12 protein-coding genes are annotated in these 15325 nt (G+C 61.2%); all 12 read left to right on the top strand.

Annotated elements, in window-relative coordinates:
• The first annotated feature begins 82 nt into the window (after positions 1 to 82).
• The 12 genes from FN060_RS02030 to FN060_RS01975 all read left to right on the top strand — a co-directional run bounded on the left by FN060_RS02030 (position 83) and on the right by FN060_RS01975 (position 15291).
• Complete coding sequence (locus tag FN060_RS02030; RefSeq protein ID WP_142586657.1) at positions 83 to 1087, top strand: TRAP transporter substrate-binding protein; 1005 nt, start codon at positions 83 to 85, stop codon at positions 1085 to 1087.
• 52 nt (positions 1088 to 1139) lie between these two features.
• Complete coding sequence (locus tag FN060_RS02025; RefSeq protein WP_142586656.1) at positions 1140 to 1715, top strand: TRAP transporter small permease subunit; 576 nt, start codon at positions 1140 to 1142, stop codon at positions 1713 to 1715.
• Positions 1712 to 3028: a TRAP transporter large permease gene (locus tag FN060_RS02020; protein ID WP_142586655.1), complete on the top strand. Its 1317-nt coding sequence runs from the start codon at positions 1712 to 1714 to the stop codon at positions 3026 to 3028. The genes FN060_RS02025 and FN060_RS02020 overlap by 4 nt, the downstream gene beginning before the upstream one ends.
• A complete protein-coding gene (locus FN060_RS02015; protein ID WP_142586654.1) occupies positions 3025 to 4452 on the top strand; it encodes a malonyl-CoA decarboxylase in 1428 nt (475 codons plus the stop codon). The genes FN060_RS02020 and FN060_RS02015 overlap by 4 nt, the downstream gene beginning before the upstream one ends.
• A complete protein-coding gene (locus FN060_RS02010; protein WP_142586653.1) occupies positions 4449 to 5966 on the top strand; it encodes a malonate--CoA ligase in 1518 nt (505 codons plus the stop codon). Before FN060_RS02015 ends, FN060_RS02010 begins: the two co-directional genes overlap by 4 nt.
• A gap of 532 nt (positions 5967 to 6498) precedes the next feature.
• Positions 6499 to 7671 carry an ABC transporter substrate-binding protein gene (locus FN060_RS02005; RefSeq protein WP_142586652.1) on the top strand — a complete coding sequence of 391 codons (1173 nt, stop codon included), beginning with the start codon at positions 6499 to 6501 and terminating at the stop codon, positions 7669 to 7671.
• A gap of 49 nt (positions 7672 to 7720) precedes the next feature.
• Positions 7721 to 8581 carry a branched-chain amino acid ABC transporter permease gene (locus FN060_RS02000; RefSeq protein ID WP_052640726.1) on the top strand — a complete coding sequence of 287 codons (861 nt, stop codon included), beginning with the start codon at positions 7721 to 7723 and terminating at the stop codon, positions 8579 to 8581.
• Between the two features lie 71 nt (positions 8582 to 8652).
• The gene (locus FN060_RS01995) at positions 8653 to 9618 is read left to right on the top strand and encodes a branched-chain amino acid ABC transporter permease (RefSeq protein ID WP_244665674.1); all 966 of its coding nucleotides are present in this window, start codon (positions 8653 to 8655) and stop codon (positions 9616 to 9618) included.
• The gene (locus tag FN060_RS01990; RefSeq protein ID WP_142586651.1) at positions 9615 to 10361 is read left to right on the top strand and encodes an ABC transporter ATP-binding protein; all 747 of its coding nucleotides are present in this window, start codon (positions 9615 to 9617) and stop codon (positions 10359 to 10361) included. The genes FN060_RS01995 and FN060_RS01990 overlap by 4 nt, the downstream gene beginning before the upstream one ends.
• Positions 10358 to 11080: an ABC transporter ATP-binding protein gene (locus FN060_RS01985; protein ID WP_142586650.1), complete on the top strand. Its 723-nt coding sequence runs from the start codon at positions 10358 to 10360 to the stop codon at positions 11078 to 11080. The genes FN060_RS01990 and FN060_RS01985 overlap by 4 nt, the downstream gene beginning before the upstream one ends.
• A 224-nt stretch (positions 11081 to 11304) precedes the next feature.
• Positions 11305 to 13575: an FdhF/YdeP family oxidoreductase gene (locus FN060_RS01980; RefSeq protein ID WP_142586649.1), complete on the top strand. Its 2271-nt coding sequence runs from the start codon at positions 11305 to 11307 to the stop codon at positions 13573 to 13575.
• Between the two features lie 222 nt (positions 13576 to 13797).
• Positions 13798 to 15291 (top strand): succinyl-CoA:acetate CoA-transferase ScpC, encoded by a 1494-nt coding sequence (locus FN060_RS01975; protein WP_142586760.1) that lies wholly within the window; start codon positions 13798 to 13800, stop codon positions 15289 to 15291.
• Positions 15292 to 15325: the final 34 nt, after the last annotated feature.

Here is a 15325-nt window from a genome sequence, read left to right as displayed (position 1 = left end):
ACAAAATAGTTGACATTGTGCGCAAGCTGATTCCATCATCATCGGGCTTCGACAGGAGGGTCGAGGCGAAGGGAGGAATGAAATGATTAGGTTCACCAGAGCGCTGAGGTTCTCAGCTGCAGTGCTGATCGGCGGCTTGGTCGCATCGACCGCATCGGCACAGACTGTCCTGAAGGCATCGCACCAGTTCCCCGGCGGCAAGGGAGACATCCGCGACGAGATGGTCCAGATCATCGCCCGCGAAGTGGCTGCCGCAAACGTTGGGCTGGAAATCCAGGTCTATCCCGGATCGTCGCTCTACAAGCCGAACGATCAGTGGAACGCCGTGACGCGCGGGATTCTCGACATGACGTCCTTCCCTCTGGACTATGCGTCGGGGCGGCATCCGGAGTTCTCGGCGACCTTGATGCCCGGACTCGTCGGCAATTTCGACCGCGCCAAGCGGCTGAACGATTCCGAGTTCATGACTGATATCAAGAAGGTGATCGAGGATGCCGGCGCCATGGTGATCGCCGATGCCTGGCTGTCGGGCGCATTTGCCTCAAAGAAGAACTGCATTACCTCGCCGGAGACGGTCAAGGGGCAGGTCATCCGCGCCGCCGGCCCGGCGTTCGAGGAAATGCTGGTTGCCGCGGGGGCGTCAATTTCCTCAATGCCTTCATCCGAGATTTATAGCGGAATGCAGACAGGGGTTCTCGACGCCGCCAACACATCTTCGGCTAGCTTCGTCTCCTACCGGCTCTTCGAGCATGCCAAGTGCCTCACCGCCCCCGGGGAGAACGCGCTCTGGTTCATGTATGAACCGGTCCTGATGTCCAAGAAGGTCTTTGAGGGGCTGAACGAGGAACAACAGAAGGCCATTGTCGCTGCAGGCGAGAAATCGGAAGCCTTCTTCGATGCCGAGGTCCGCAAGGGCGACCATCTTATGATCGACACCTACAAGAAGGCGGGTGTGGAAGTGGTTGAGATGTCGAAGGAAGACTATGACGCCTGGCTCGCCCTCGCCAAGGAGTCTTCCTACAAGAATTTTGCGGAGAAGGTTTCTGGAGGCGACAAGCTGATCGAGAAGGCGCTCGCAGTCGAATGAGCAAGAGACGGCGCGCAATGGCGCGCCGTCCGTCTCCACTGGAATTCTTTCGATGCTGAACTCCTATATCCTTTGGGTGGGCAGGGTGTCCCGCCTGTTCGCGGTGATCGCCACCGCGTTGATCGTTATCGCCATGCTGGTCGTCTGCCAGATGATCCTCATGCGATACGTCTTTCGCCTGCCGACCATCTGGCAGACGGACTTCGTCGTCTTCTCCGCGACCGCCGCCATATTTCTGGGTGCTCCTTACGTGCTCCTCAAGGGCGGTCATGTCGGTGTCGACGTCGTCGAGCTGCTGCTCGGCCAGCAAAACCGCAAGAGGCTGCGGATCCTGGGAGCCATGTTGGGCCTCGTCTTCTGCATCGTCATGCTGGCGGCGACCTGGGTGCAATTCGAGGAGGCTTGGACCGGCAATTGGAAGCACTCCAGCGTATGGGCTCCACCGCTCTGGATACCGTTGTCTGCTCTCCCAGTGGGCTTCTTCCTGCTTTGCCTTCAATACACCGCCAACATCCTGATCCTGCTGGGATTGGCTGAGCAGCCGGTCGACACAAGCAGCATACCCAGTCCTGAACTTCCCCTTCCGGCCACAAGCGCTGGAGCCAACGAGAAGGGACACCTTCCATGAGCGCTACCGGTGCCGGTCTCCTGATCATCGCATTGCTGTTCGTTCTTCTCGCGACAGGCATGCCTATCGCCTTTGCGCTTGGCCTTGCCGCCTTCGTGGCGCTCTTCCTGCAGGACGGTTTCAATATCTTCTACATTCTCGGGGACACGATGTTTTCCGGGATCGCCAACCTTGCCTATGTTTCGATTCCCATGTTCGTCCTCATGGGTGCAGCCGTGGCCTCCTCGCCAGCCGGGTCTGATCTCTACACCTCGCTGGACCGCTGGCTGAACCGGATTCCCGGAGGCCTCGTCCTGTCGAACATCGGCTCCTGCGCGATCTTTTCCGGAATGACGGGATCCTCGCCGGCAACCTGCGCCGCGATCGGGAAAATGGGCATCCCGGAAATGCTGCGGCGGGGCTATCCGAATTCCGTCGCTACCGGATCGATCGCTGCGGGCGGCACGCTCGGGATCCTCATTCCGCCGTCCGTCACCCTGATCGTCTATGGCATCGCCACGGAGACCTCGATCGGGCGGCTGTTCATGGCCGGCGTGATTCCCGGGATCATGCTGACGGCGATGTTCATGGTCTGGGCCATCATCGACTGCAAGCGCAAGGGCTACGAATTCGCAGCCCGCTCGGTCCGCTACACCCTGAAGGAGCGGCTGTCGGCGATGCCGCGCATCCTGCCGTTCCTGCTGATCATCGCGGGCACGCTCTATGTGCTCTACGGGGGCATCGCTACGCCATCGGAAGCCGCGGGTGCGGGCGCGCTTCTTACTCTCCTCGTGGTGATCATCGCCTACCGGCTCTTCCGAATCCGCGCCGTAAGCGGCATCTTCGCCTCGGCCATGCGGGAGAGCGTCATGATCATGATGATCATGGCAGCCGCCGAGCTCTTCGCCTTTGCGCTCTCGTCGCTTTTCATCACCCAGACGATCGCGACGGTGATTGCGGACATGGAGGTCAACCGCTGGGTGCTGATGGCGATCATCAACGTCTTCCTGCTCGTGTGCGGCATGTTCCTGCCGCCGGTGGCGGTCATCGTCATGACCGCGCCCATGCTGTTTCCGATCGTCACCCAGGCCGGCTTTGACCCTTACTGGTTCGCCATCGTCCTGACTATCAACATGGAAGTAGGGCTGATTACCCCGCCGATCGGGCTGAACCTGTTCGTCATCAACGCAATTGCGCCGACAGTGCCGACCAGGGACATCCTGTGGGGGTCGCTCCCCTATGTCCTCGTGATGTTCCTCGCCATCCTCATCCTGTGCCTCTTCCCCGATATCGCGACTTGGCTTCCCAACCAGATGCTTGGAGTGGTGGAATGACCGGAACATTCCAGTTCGCCGACATGCTGCAGACGATTGCCGACAGGGGGCGGCGCTTCCTGTCGCTCGCCCCCCGCGATGACGAGAACCCGGTGACGGGCACGACAAGCCTTTGCGAGACGCTTTTGTCGAGCCGGGGAGAAGCCTCCGGCATGGCACTGGCGCAGAACATCCTGCGACGCTGGCAGGGATTTTCGCAGGAAGAGCAGCGCGCATTCATGCTGCTGCTGCTGCAGGATTTTGGCCCCGACCTAGGGAGGCTGGAACGGGCAATCGAGGAGTACCGAAGAGACCAGGGACCGGAGGCCCTGCTCGAACTCCATCTTGCTGCCGAGCCCCGCAGGCAGGAACTGATCCGCCGGCTGAACCTCGCACCAAACGGTATCCGGACACTCGTGCAGATGCGTGAAGCCCTCCTCAAGCTCAAGGATCTTGCTCCGGAGCTCGCGGCTGTCGATGCGGATTTCGCCCATCTCTTCGGCTCCTGGTTCAATCGCGGCTTCCTGCTCTTGCGGCCAATCGACTGGTCGACGCCGGCCAATGTCCTGGAAAAGATCATCCGTTACGAAGCGGTCCACGACATTGGCGGTTGGGATGAGCTGCGACGGCGGCTGGAGCCGGAAGATCGCCGCTGCTTCGCCTTCTTCCACCCGCAACTTTCGGACGATCCGCTGATCTTCGTCGAGGTCGCCCTGACCCGCGACATACCCTCAAGCATCGATTCGCTTCTGCGCGAGGATCGCACGGTTCTTCCCGCTGGAGAGGCGACGACTGCAGTGTTCTATTCAATCTCCAACTGCCAGGCGGGCCTTCGCGGCGTGTCCTTCGGCAACTTCCTAATCAAGCAGGTCGTGGAGGACCTGAGGCGGGATCATCCCAGGCTCCAGACCTTCGTCACGCTTTCACCCGTTCCGGGCTTTGCGAGATGGCTCTCCGGAGAGCTTCGCAATGAAGTGTCCGACGCGCTGCCGGATGCCGCCCGGGAGGTTCTCCGCCAGACGGAGGAGCCCGGATGGGAAGAGCGAGAGCAGGGGGCAGATGTCCTGGAGGCGGCACTCACCACTGCCGCGGCCTCTTACTTCCTGCGTGCCCGTGATCCCCAGGGAAGAGTCGTTGATCCTGTTGCCCGCTTCCACCTCGGCAACGGCGCCAGACTGGAGCGCATCAATTATCTGGCGGACCGGTCCCCACGCGCCATGCGCCAAGCCCGCGGCCTCATGGTGAACTATCTCTACAAGCTCGACGAGATCGAGACCAACCACGAGGCGTTCGCAGCCAGAGGCGAGGTCGTCACGACGCCTGCGATACGGCGGATGATCCCCGCTGATCGCGGATCCCGCGGCCTCCTTCCAGCCCCGGGGGCTTCTTCCAACCCGCACGAGCATGAAAAACAGCACAAGGCCCCGACGGAGTCCGCATCATGACCAATCACCTCTTCGACGCCATCCGGTCAGCCGCTGATCCCGATGCCCTCTTCCTGGAAGCGCTCGATGGTCGGACGTGGAGCTATGGAGACATGCTCGAGGAGTCAGGCCGTATTGCGTCCGCCCTCGACAAGCTCGGCGTGCGCCCGGGAGATCGGGTGGCCGTTCAGGTGGAGAAGAGCCCGCAGGCACTGATGCTCTATCTCGCGTGCGTCCGCGCGGGAGCGATCTACCTTCCGCTCAATACGGCATATACACTGGCTGAGATCGATTACTTCGTCGGCGATGCGGAGCCGCGACTCGTCGTGTGCGATCCACGGACACGGGAAGGCATGGCGAAGGTCGCCGACGCGCATGGAGCGCTGGTCGAGACGCTGGATGACAAGGGGAATGGAACGCTGATGGAACGCGCCAAGGCGGAAAGCAGTGCGTTCAGCGATTCCGAAAGGGGACCGGATGATCTGGCTGCGATCCTTTACACGTCCGGGACGACCGGCCGCTCCAAAGGCGCCATGCTTACCCATGACAATCTCCTGTCGAATGCACGAACCCTCTGCGACTATTGGCGCTTCACCTCATCCGACCGCCTGATCCATGCGCTGCCCATCTTTCACACTCATGGGCTCTTCGTGGCGTCGAACGTCGTTCTCCTTTCGGGCGCCTCCATGGATTTCCTGCCGAAGTTCGACCCCGACGAGGTGCTGCGGCGCATGCAGCGGGCCACCGTGATGATGGGCGTGCCGACCTTTTATGTCCGCATCCTGCAGCACGAGGGCCTGACAAAGGAGGCGACGGCCGGAATGCGTCTTTTCATTTCCGGCTCGGCGCCACTTCTTGCGGAGACCCACCGAAGCTTTTTCGAGCGCACCGGCCATGCCATCCTCGAGCGCTACGGCATGACCGAGACGAACATGAATACCTCCAATCCTTACGAAGGCGAGCGGATCGCGGGGACGGTTGGCTTCCCGCTCCCTGGCGTCGAGCTGCGGATCACTGACCCGGAAACGGGCAGGATCCTTCCTGACGGCGATACGGGGATGATCGAGGTGAAGGGCCCGAATGTTTTCCAGGGCTACTGGCGGATGCCGGAGAAGACAGCAGCGGAATTTCGCAGCGACGGATTCTTCATCACTGGTGACCTCGGCAGGATCGACGCGAAAGGCTATGTCCACATCGTCGGTCGGGGGAAGGATCTCGTCATCTCCGGCGGATACAACATCTATCCCAAGGAGGTCGAAACCGAGATCGACCAGTTGGACGGGGTGCTTGAGAGCGCGGTCATCGGCGTGGCTCATCCCGATTTCGGCGAGGGCGTGACGGCCATCGTGGTACGGAAGCCTCATGCAAATATCACCGAGCGGGATATTCTGGACGGGCTCGGGGATCGGCTAGCGCGGTACAAGCAGCCAAAGCAGGTCATCTTCGTCGATGAGCTGCCGCGCAACACGATGGGCAAGGTCCAGAAGAATGTGTTGAGAGATACCTACGCGGGCCTATACACCTCTCGCAACTGATCCCCCGCCCAATCGCTGCCGACGACTTGCCGTCAAGGAAATCGAACTTGCAACCAACAGACCTGCCTGGGACCCGGCTCCTGTTCTCGCGGGAAGGCTGCCAGGCTGCCTGCCCCGATGGCATACGGCGGCTGGAGCCGTTGACGCCTCCGTATACACTTTAAGATGAACGATGCCTGATGCAGCTCCATATTGACAGCAGCTGTATACAGAAACTACGTTTGAATCCTTCCCTGACAGATCCGGCCCGGGAGGTCGGGCATTGCTGGGGACGGCGAAATGGCAGCTGGCTGGGAGGTAAAGCTGACAGAATGACGGCGGACCCCTGTTCGCCCGACGAAAATCCTGACAGCACCTTTTGTATACATCCAGCCCCGCCGCGAAATCGAGGAAGGGTTGGCAACCTGACCGACCGCAGTTGCAGGACGTGCATTGCCTTGTGCAGGAGGAGTGCGCATGGCAGATGACATACACAGGTGAACCGCTCGCAGCAGCCGCACCGGCGCGCGCATGATCCAGAGGAGGAGAAGGCATGATCACGAGAAGAACATTCGTTGCCGCAGCCGGCGTCGCTTTAGGCGCGATGGCCGTGCTGCCGGCCTATGCGCAGGAGGTCGTCAAGATCGGCCTCGTCCTGCCGATGACCGGTCCCTTCGCCTCGACGGGGCGGCAGGTTGAAGCCGGTGTGAAGGCTTACATGGCCATCAACGGCGATACGGCCGGCGGCAAGAAAGTGGAGGTCGTCCTGCGGGATGATGCCGGAACTGCCGACCAGACGCGCCGGATCGCGCAGGAACTCGTGGTCAATGAAGGCGTGAGTATGCTGATGGGCTTCGGTCTGACGCCGCTTGCCATGTCCGTGGCTCCTGTCCTGAACCAGGCGAAGATCCCGGCAATCATCACATCCGCAACGACCTCGGCGATCATGACGCAGTCCGACTACTTCGTCCGGACCAGCATGGGCGGCCCGCAGTCCGCACTGCCAGTGGCAACTTGGGCCGTTGAGAACGGGCTGAAGCGCGTCGTCACGCTCGTCACCGATTACGGCCCCGGCCACGACATCGAGAAGGGCTTCGTCGACCAGTACAAGAAGGAAGGCGGCGAGATCGTCGAGTCCGTTCGAGTACCGCTCCAGAACCCCGACTTCGCGCCGTTCCTGCAGCGCGTCCGGGATGCCAAGCCGGATGCCGTCTTCGTGTTCGTGCCTTCGGGCATCGGTTCGCTGTTCATGAAACAGTTTGTCGAACGCGGCCTGGCGGATGCGGGGATCAAGCTGATCGCCACCGGCGACGTCACCGATGACGACCTCCTGAACGGAATCGGTGAAGCGGCCAAGGGCGTCATCACCGGCCACTTCTATTCCGCCAACCACGATAGCCCCGAAAACAAGGCTTTCGTGGAGGAGGTCCGCAAGTCGAACAACAACATGCGCCCGAACTTCATGTCGGTCGGCGGCTATGACGCCATGCATCTCGCCTACATGGCACTGGAAAAGACGGGTGGCGACACGGACGGCGACAAACTCATCGAAGCCATGAAGGGCGCCGAATGGACCAGCCCGCGCGGCCCGATCATGATCGACCCGCAGACCCGCGACATCGTCCAGGACATCTATATCCGCGAGGTGAAGGAAGTCGATGGTGAACTCTACAACGTCGAGTTCACCAAGTACGAGAAGATCCGCGATCCGAACTCGGCACAATGAGTTACAGCGAGGGGCTGGCTTGCCGGCCCCTCCAATCGCGTGAGGGCCAATGCTGACCATCCTGTTCGACGGCATCGCCTATGGCATGCTCCTGTTCATCCTCGCTTGCGGACTGACGATCACGCTCGGATTGATGAATTTCATCAATCTTGCCCATGGCGCCTTTGCCATGACCGGTGGGTATGTGACCGTCGTGATGATGAACCGATACGGTCTGTCGTTCTATTGGTGCCTGCCGGCGGCCTTTCTCGTCAGTGCCGCTTTGGGAGCAATCCTGGAGCGGACGCTGTACCGGCGCCTCTATACGGCGAGCCACCTTGATCAAGTTCTCTTCTCGGTCGGACTTGTCTTCATGGCCGTTGCCGCGGCCGACTACATCATGGGAGGACAGCAACAGCTGATACAGTTGCCGCCTGAGCTTTCGGGACGGACCGAAGTGCTCGGCGTCGGCATTGGCCGCTATCGTCTCTTCACCATCGTTATCTGCGCGATCCTCGCGATCGCGCTTCAACTGATCCTGTCGAAGACACGGTTCGGCAGCCGGCTTCGTGCCGCCGTGGATGATCGTCGTGTGGCAATGGGCCTCGGCATCAATGTCTCGGCGGTGTTCGCACTCACCTTCGCCTTCGGCTCCGGCCTTGCCGGGCTTGGCGGCGCCATGGGAGCGGAGATCCTTGGTCTCGACCCGAATTTTCCCCTCAAGTTCATGATCTACTTCCTGATCGTCGTTGCCGTTGGCGGCACCTCCACGGTCAGTGGGCCGTTTCTTGCTGCCATCCTGCTCGGTATCGCCGACGTGGCTGGCAAGTATTACGTCCCGGCAATCGGGCCCTTCGTGATCTACGGCCTGATGATCATCATGCTGATCGTAAGACCGAGCGGATTGTTTGCTCGGGGCGGTGCGCGATGAGCATGCTGGCAGAACAGCATTCCAAGCCGATGCCGGAACCGGTGTTCGGTTCGGAGCAGGCGCAATCCTTGATGCGCCAGCGCAGCCGCATCCGCTTCTATGAGGTGGTCGTCTGGCTTGCGGCGGTCATCGCCATCTTCGTGCTGCCTTCGAAGATGCTTATCCTGACCGAAATCGCCATACTGGCGCTATTCGCCGTGTCGTTGGATCTTGTACTGGGCTTTGCCGGAATCGTCTCCCTCGGCCACACGGCGTTCTTCGGCGTAGGAGCTTATGTCGCGGGTCTCGTTGCGCGTCATTACTACGCGGAGCCGGTCGTAGGTTTGGTGGTAGCGGGGCTTTCTAGCGGGCTGCTGGGTTATGCAACAAGTTTCCTCATCCTGCGCGGCTCCGACCTCACCCGGTTGATGACGACGCTCGGCATCGCCCTGATGTTGGCGGAGGCTGCAAACCAACTCGGCTGGCTGACAGGCGGTGCGGATGGGCTCAGCGGCTTCAGCCTGGGGCCTATCCTCGGCATGTTCGAATTCGATCTTTGGGGCCGTAACGGCTACATCTACTGCCTGGTGGTGCTGTTCGTCTCGACCATGATCGCGCGGCGGATTGCGTTCTCACCCTTCGGCCTGTCCCTCAAGGCGATCAAGGCAAACCCGGTCCGTGCGGCTATGGTCGGCGTTCCCGCCCGCCGCCGCATAATCCTCGTCTACACGATCGCCGCGATCATGGCCGGCTTCGCCGGTGCTCTCCTGACGCAGACGACCTCCTTCGTCTCGCCAGATGTGCTGGCATTCCACCGGTCTGCCGATGTCCTTCTCGTATTGGTCATCGGTGGCACCGGCTATCTATACGGCGGCATTTTCGGCGCAATCGCCTTCACGCTTCTGCGGGACTGGCTGTCCGTGGTCACGCCGCAATACTGGATGTTCTGGATCGGGCTGTTGCTGATCATCCTGGTTCTTGTAGGACGCAATCGGCTGTCCAACTGGATCGGCTTCCTTCCGGAGCGGCTATCGCGGCTGAAAGGCATGAAGCCATGACCATCGCACTGGAAACCAGGGGATTGAAATGCCGGTTCGGGGCATTCGTGGTCACTAATGATGTGAACCTACAGGTGGAACAGGGTGCCCGCCACGCGCTGATCGGGCCGAACGGCGCGGGCAAGACCACTCTTATCAACCTGCTGACGGGGGTACTCAAGCCGACCGGAGGCCAGGTTCTGCTGGGAGGGGAAGACATCACCGATCTGCCTGCTCATCAGCGGGTGAAGAAGGGATTGACGCGTACATTCCAGATCAACCAGCTGTTTGTCGATTACACCCCGCTGGAGACGGTGGCGCTGGCGATCAGCGAGCGGGACGGTGTCGGAGGCAATCTCTTTCGCGGGATTGCGAGCTACAGGCCGGCAGTCGACGAGGCGGCGGAACTGCTCGGACGGTTCGGCCTCGATGCCGTCATGGGCAGCCGGACGGCGACGCTTCCTTACGGCAAACAGCGGCTTCTCGAGATCGCTCTGGCATTCGCGTCGAAGCCGAAGGTGCTTCTGCTCGACGAGCCTGCTGCCGGCGTTCCCGAAGACGAGCGTCACGAAGTGCTGAGGATCGTCTCGGACCTGCCGGGCGACGTGACCGTCCTGCTGATCGAGCACGACATGGACCTCGTCTTTTCCTTTGCGAGCCGGATTACCGTCCTTGTCGCAGGAGCGGTCTTTGCCGAAGGTTCAGTAGCAGACATCTCCAGCGACACCCGGGTGAAGGCGGTCTACCTCGGAGAGAATGCATGAACCGGCCGCTGCTCGTCATCGATCGCCTCGTCGCCGGCTACGGCGAAGCGAGCGTCCTCGCCGGGATCAGTCTGACGATAGACGAAGGCCGGACGCTGGCCTTGCTCGGCAGGAACGGTACCGGAAAGACGACCCTGGTGGACACCATCGCCGGTTTGACCACTCACCACTCGGGTAGCATCAAGCTGTTGGAGCGCGACATCACCCGCCTTCGCGCCGATCGCCGCGTGGCGGCAGGAATCGGCTGGGTCCCGCAGGAGCGCAACATCTTCAAATCGCTCACGGTGGAAGAAAACCTGACCGCCATTGCGCGGTCCGGCCCCTGGACGCTGCCGCGCGTCTTTTCCATGTTTCCCCGCCTGGAAGAGCGGCGCCGGAACCTCGGCAGCCAGCTGTCCGGGGGTGAGCAGCAGATGCTCGCCGTGGCCCGCGCGCTCATGGTCAATCCCCGGCTTCTCCTGCTGGACGAGCCTCTCGAAGGACTTGCCCCGATCATCGTCGACGAGCTTCTTGCCGCACTTCGCCAGATCGTCGAGGGAGAAGGGATGTCGGCCATCATCATCGAACAGAAGGCACGCAAGATCCTGCCCCTGACCGATGACGCCATCATCCTGGACCGTGGCGCGGTGGTCTATTCCGGAACGAGCGCCGAACTGCTCGACGATGATGAGGTCATGGCGCAGCACCTGGGAGTAGGGCGGGCAGCGACACCGGCGTGACAGCGCGAGGATTATCTCCTCGAGTTGCCGCCGGACCATGAACCGCCTTGCTCCGAGCGAGCATCCTTTCTTCCAGATCCGTTGATCACGAATGTCTGACCTGCATCCCCGGCGCCAGTCCGCCGACATGCGGAACCTTGGGCTCTTCTTCGGGTTGCCCCCTCAGCCTGTCGACACTGGTCGGCGGGGTGGATTCTGTTCCATCTGTTCACCTGGGGACGCCAATGTCGAAGAACGAGACCGTACATTATGATGGCCCGGCTGGAGGCTGGGGTTCGGTGCGAGGGATCGCTCGCATCTTCGCCAAGGAGCTGAACTCGCCGGCGGTTGCCGATACGCTGCGTCGCCAGAACAAACCAGGAGGCTTCATGTGTGTCTCCTGCGCCTGGACGAAGCCGGCCGATCATCACCCCTTCGAGTTCTGCGAGAACGGCGCCAAGGCGACGCTCTGGGAGCTGACGACCCGCCGTTGCACGCCGGAGTTCTTCGCCAAGCATACAGTTACGGAGTTACGCGGCTGGAAGGACCACGACCTCGAACAGGAAGGCCGTCTCACCCATCCGATGCGCTACGATCACGACAGTGACCGCTATGTCCCCTGTGCGTGGGAGGAGGCCTTTTCCGCCATCGGTCAGGAGCTGAAGGCGCTCGATCCGAAGTCCGTGGTCTTCTACGCGTCCGGCCGAGCAAGCCTCGAGACCTCTTATCTCTATGCGCTTTTCGCGCGGCTCTACGGCCACAACAACCTGCCCGACAGCTCCAACATGTGCCATGAAACCACGTCGGTCGGCCTGAAGAAGGTCATTGGAGCCTCCGTCGGCACCTCCGTCTACGATGACTTCTCGACCTGCGACGCGATCTTCTTCTTCGGTCAGAACACCGGCTCCAACAGCCCCCGCTTCCTTCACCCGCTGCAGGCAGCGGTCAAGCGCGGCTGCAAGATTGTCACCTTCAACCCGGTCCGCGAAAAAGGGCTGGAGACGATGATCAACCCGCAGAGCCCGACGGAAATGCTGACGGGCAAGGAGACGCAGATTTCCTGTCAGTATCATCAGGTCAAGACCGGCGGCGACATCGCGGCAGTCATGGGCATGTGCAAGCACGTGTTCGCCATGGATGACGAAGCCAAGCAGCAGGGCCGCAACGTGATCGACCGGGATTTCGTCGAGCAGCACACCAGCGGGTTCCATGCGTTCGAGGAGAAGGTACGCGCAACCAGCTGGGACAAGATCGAGCGGGAATCGGGGCTTGAGCGGGCAGCTCTCGAGGCCGCCGGGCAAGTCTACGTGGATGCAGAACGGGTCATCGGCATTTACGGCATGGGACTGACACAGCAGGTCGGCGGCTTCGAGAGTATCGCCATGCTCGTGAACCTCCTCTTGCTGAAGGGCAATATCGGCCGGGACGGCACCGGCATCTCCCCCGTCCGGGGCCACTCCAATGTCCAGGGGCAGCGGACGGTCGGCATCTCTGAAAAGCCAGAGTTGGTTCCGCTCGACAAGCTTGCGGAGATGTTCGACTTCGAGCCGCCGCGCGAGAAGGGTGTGAACACGGTCGAGGCTTGTGAAGGAATTGTCGATGGCAGCATCCGCGGCTTCGTCAGCCTGGGCGGCAATTTCGTGCGTGCAATCCCCGATCATGACGTCATGGAGGCAGCCTGGACGAAGATGCGCCTGACGGTGCAGATCGCCACCAAGCTCAACCGCAGCCACCTAATCAATGGCGAAGTCGCCTATCTCCTCCCCTGCCTCGGACGCAGCGAGGAGGACATGCAGGAGGCAGGGCCGCAGACAGTCTCCATGGAAGACAGCTTGAGCTGCATCCACGGCTCCGTCGGCAAGCACAAGCCGGCGAGCGAGCATCTGTTGTCAGAACTCGCCATCGTGGCCGGCATGGCGAAGGCCACACTTCCCCCAAACCCGAAGGTGAAGTGGGACGAATGGCAGGGCGACTACGGAAAGGTCCGCGATCTGATCGAGGAGACCTACCCGGACAAGTTCCACGACTTCAACAAGCGCCTGTTCACGCCGGGAGGTTTCTACCGGGGAAACAGCGCGCGGGAGCGGATCTGGAAGACGGAGAGCGGCAAGGCCGAGTTTACGGTACCGGAAGCACTTTCTGCGGCAGGCTTCGAGGACCGGGAGGGCCGCTATCGCCTGATGACGCTTCGCAGCAACGACCAGTTCAACACGACCATCTACGGCTACAGCGACCGCCTGAGGGGCATCGAAGGGACGCGCAATGTCTTGCTGATCAACCCGAAGGAGATGGAAAAGCTCGGTCTTCAAGAGGGCCAGTTGGTTGGGCTGCAGACGGATATCGAGGATGGTCGGGAGCGCAAGGTGGAAGGCTTGAAGGTCCTGCCTTTCCAGCTGCCCGACGGTTGCGTCGCAGGCTACTATCCGGAACTCAACCCGCTCATCCCTCTCTCACTCCATGAGAGGCTGTCCCAGACACCGGCGTCGAAGGCTGTGCCTGTTCGAATCCTGCCGTGACTGTTGTTGCCAGGATGGCCTGACCTTCCGGGGCCTCGGGACGCCGCGCTTTGCCGGCGCCCCCGGTGGCTCCGGAGGAGCAGCTGCAGGTCCTTGATACTTGTCAATGCCGGAGGATCTCCCGGCACTAAGGTGCGCCGCCTGGACAGGCGGTCATCGCCTGCCTTTGACACGGCTGCCCGGCCCTCGATAAATGGCCGGATGAAATCGAAGGATGAGAAGATGATCGCCGACCGTATCCGCCGCCCCGCGCTCCTTGACAAGATCGTTTCGGCGGAGGAGGCGGCAGCCCTGATCAAGGACGGGATGATCATCGGCATGAGCGGGTTCACCCGCGCCGGCGATGCCAAGGCAGTTCCCATCGCCATGGCAGCGCGTGCCCGCACAGAACCCTTCAAGATTACGCTGATCACCGGCGCGTCCCTTGGCCACGATGTCGATCGGATGCTTACCGAGGCAAAGGTACTCGCCCGCCGCATGCCTTTCCAAGCGGATCGGACCCTACGCGCCGCCATCAACCGCGGCGAAGTGATGTTCATCGATCAGCATCTGTCAGAAACGGTGGAGCACCTGCGCTCCAATCAGCTCGGTCCAATCGACTATGCCATTGTCGAGGCTGCTGCCATCACCGAAGAGGGAAATATCGTTCCTTCGACCTCGGTCGGCAACTCCGCGAGCTTTGCGGTCCTTGCCAAGAAGATCATCGTCGAGATCAATCTCAGCCAGCCGGCCGAACTGGAGGGCCTGCACGACATCTACTTCCCCGGCAAGCGACCAACCCGTGTGCCGATCCCGGTCGTAACCTGCGACAGTCGCGTTGGGTTCCCATTCGTGCCGATTGATCCCGACAAGATCGCCGCGATCGTAGTCACTGACGAGAAGGACAGCGCGTCAACCATCGAGCCGCAGGATGCCGACACCAGCGCGATCGCCTCGCATCTCATCCGTTTCTTCGAAGACGAGGTCGAAAAAGGCAGGCTGGACCTGACCCTGCAACCGCTGCAGGCTGGTATCGGCACAATTGCCAACTCCGTACTGACCGGTCTTGCCGATGGCCCGTTCCATCACCTGCGCATGTACAGTGAAGTGCTGCAGGACAGCACCTTCGATCTTTTCGATGCAGGAAAACTTGCCTTCGCCTCCGGATCCTCCATCACCCTTTCGACTGCGTGCGCTGACCGGGTCTTTGCGGACTTCCACAAGTACAAGGAGCACCTGGTGCTACGGCCGCAGGAGATCAGCAACCATCCTGAAGTCATCCGCCGGCTGGGGGTGATCGGCATCAATACGGCGCTGGAACTCGACATCTACGGCAATGTCAACTCGACGCATGTCAATGGCACGCACATGATGAATGGCATCGGCGGATCCGGTGACTTTGCGCGGAATGCCTTCCTGTCGATCTTCGTCACGAAGTCGCTCGCCAAGGAGGGCAAGCTGTCGTCCATCGTCCCCATGGTGCCACATGTCGATCACACCGAGCATGACGTCGACATCATCGTTACGGAGAACGGGCTCGCCGACCTGCGCGAGCTGGCGCCACGGGAGCGGGCAAGGGAAATCATTCGGAACTGCGTTCACCCCAGTTTCTGGGAAGCTTTGATGAGCTACTTCGAACGCGCCTGCGCACGCGGCGGCCATACGCCGCATCTCCTGGAAGAGGCGCTGTCCTGGCACACCCATGCCCAGGCGACGGGGACAATGCACAAGAGCTAGCGATTGTCGGCACCTTCTCAACAATTCGAGTGAA

The sequence above is a fragment of the Pseudorhizobium halotolerans genome, from assembly GCF_902153235.2.
GTDB classification, from domain to species: domain Bacteria; phylum Pseudomonadota; class Alphaproteobacteria; order Rhizobiales; family Rhizobiaceae; genus Neorhizobium; species Neorhizobium flavum.
This window is presented reverse-complemented; position numbering and strand designations above follow the sequence as displayed.

Coding starts and splice junctions, on each gene's coding strand:
- FN060_RS02005 (WP_142586652.1), top strand. CDS start 6,499: ATGATCACGAGAAGAACATTCGTTGCCGCAGCCGGCGTCGCTTTAGGC.
- FN060_RS02030 (WP_142586657.1), top strand. CDS start 83: ATGATTAGGTTCACCAGAGCGCTGAGGTTCTCAGCTGCAGTGCTGATC.
- FN060_RS01985 (WP_142586650.1), top strand. CDS start 10,358: ATGAACCGGCCGCTGCTCGTCATCGATCGCCTCGTCGCCGGCTACGGC.
- FN060_RS01995 (WP_244665674.1), top strand. CDS start 8,653: ATGCGCCAGCGCAGCCGCATCCGCTTCTATGAGGTGGTCGTCTGGCTT.
- FN060_RS02000 (WP_052640726.1), top strand. CDS start 7,721: ATGCTGACCATCCTGTTCGACGGCATCGCCTATGGCATGCTCCTGTTC.
- FN060_RS02025 (WP_142586656.1), top strand. CDS start 1,140: ATGCTGAACTCCTATATCCTTTGGGTGGGCAGGGTGTCCCGCCTGTTC.
- FN060_RS02020 (WP_142586655.1), top strand. CDS start 1,712: ATGAGCGCTACCGGTGCCGGTCTCCTGATCATCGCATTGCTGTTCGTT.
- FN060_RS01980 (WP_142586649.1), top strand. CDS start 11,305: ATGTCGAAGAACGAGACCGTACATTATGATGGCCCGGCTGGAGGCTGG.
- FN060_RS01990 (WP_142586651.1), top strand. CDS start 9,615: ATGACCATCGCACTGGAAACCAGGGGATTGAAATGCCGGTTCGGGGCA.
- FN060_RS01975 (WP_142586760.1), top strand. CDS start 13,798: ATGATCGCCGACCGTATCCGCCGCCCCGCGCTCCTTGACAAGATCGTT.
- FN060_RS02015 (WP_142586654.1), top strand. CDS start 3,025: ATGACCGGAACATTCCAGTTCGCCGACATGCTGCAGACGATTGCCGAC.
- FN060_RS02010 (WP_142586653.1), top strand. CDS start 4,449: ATGACCAATCACCTCTTCGACGCCATCCGGTCAGCCGCTGATCCCGAT.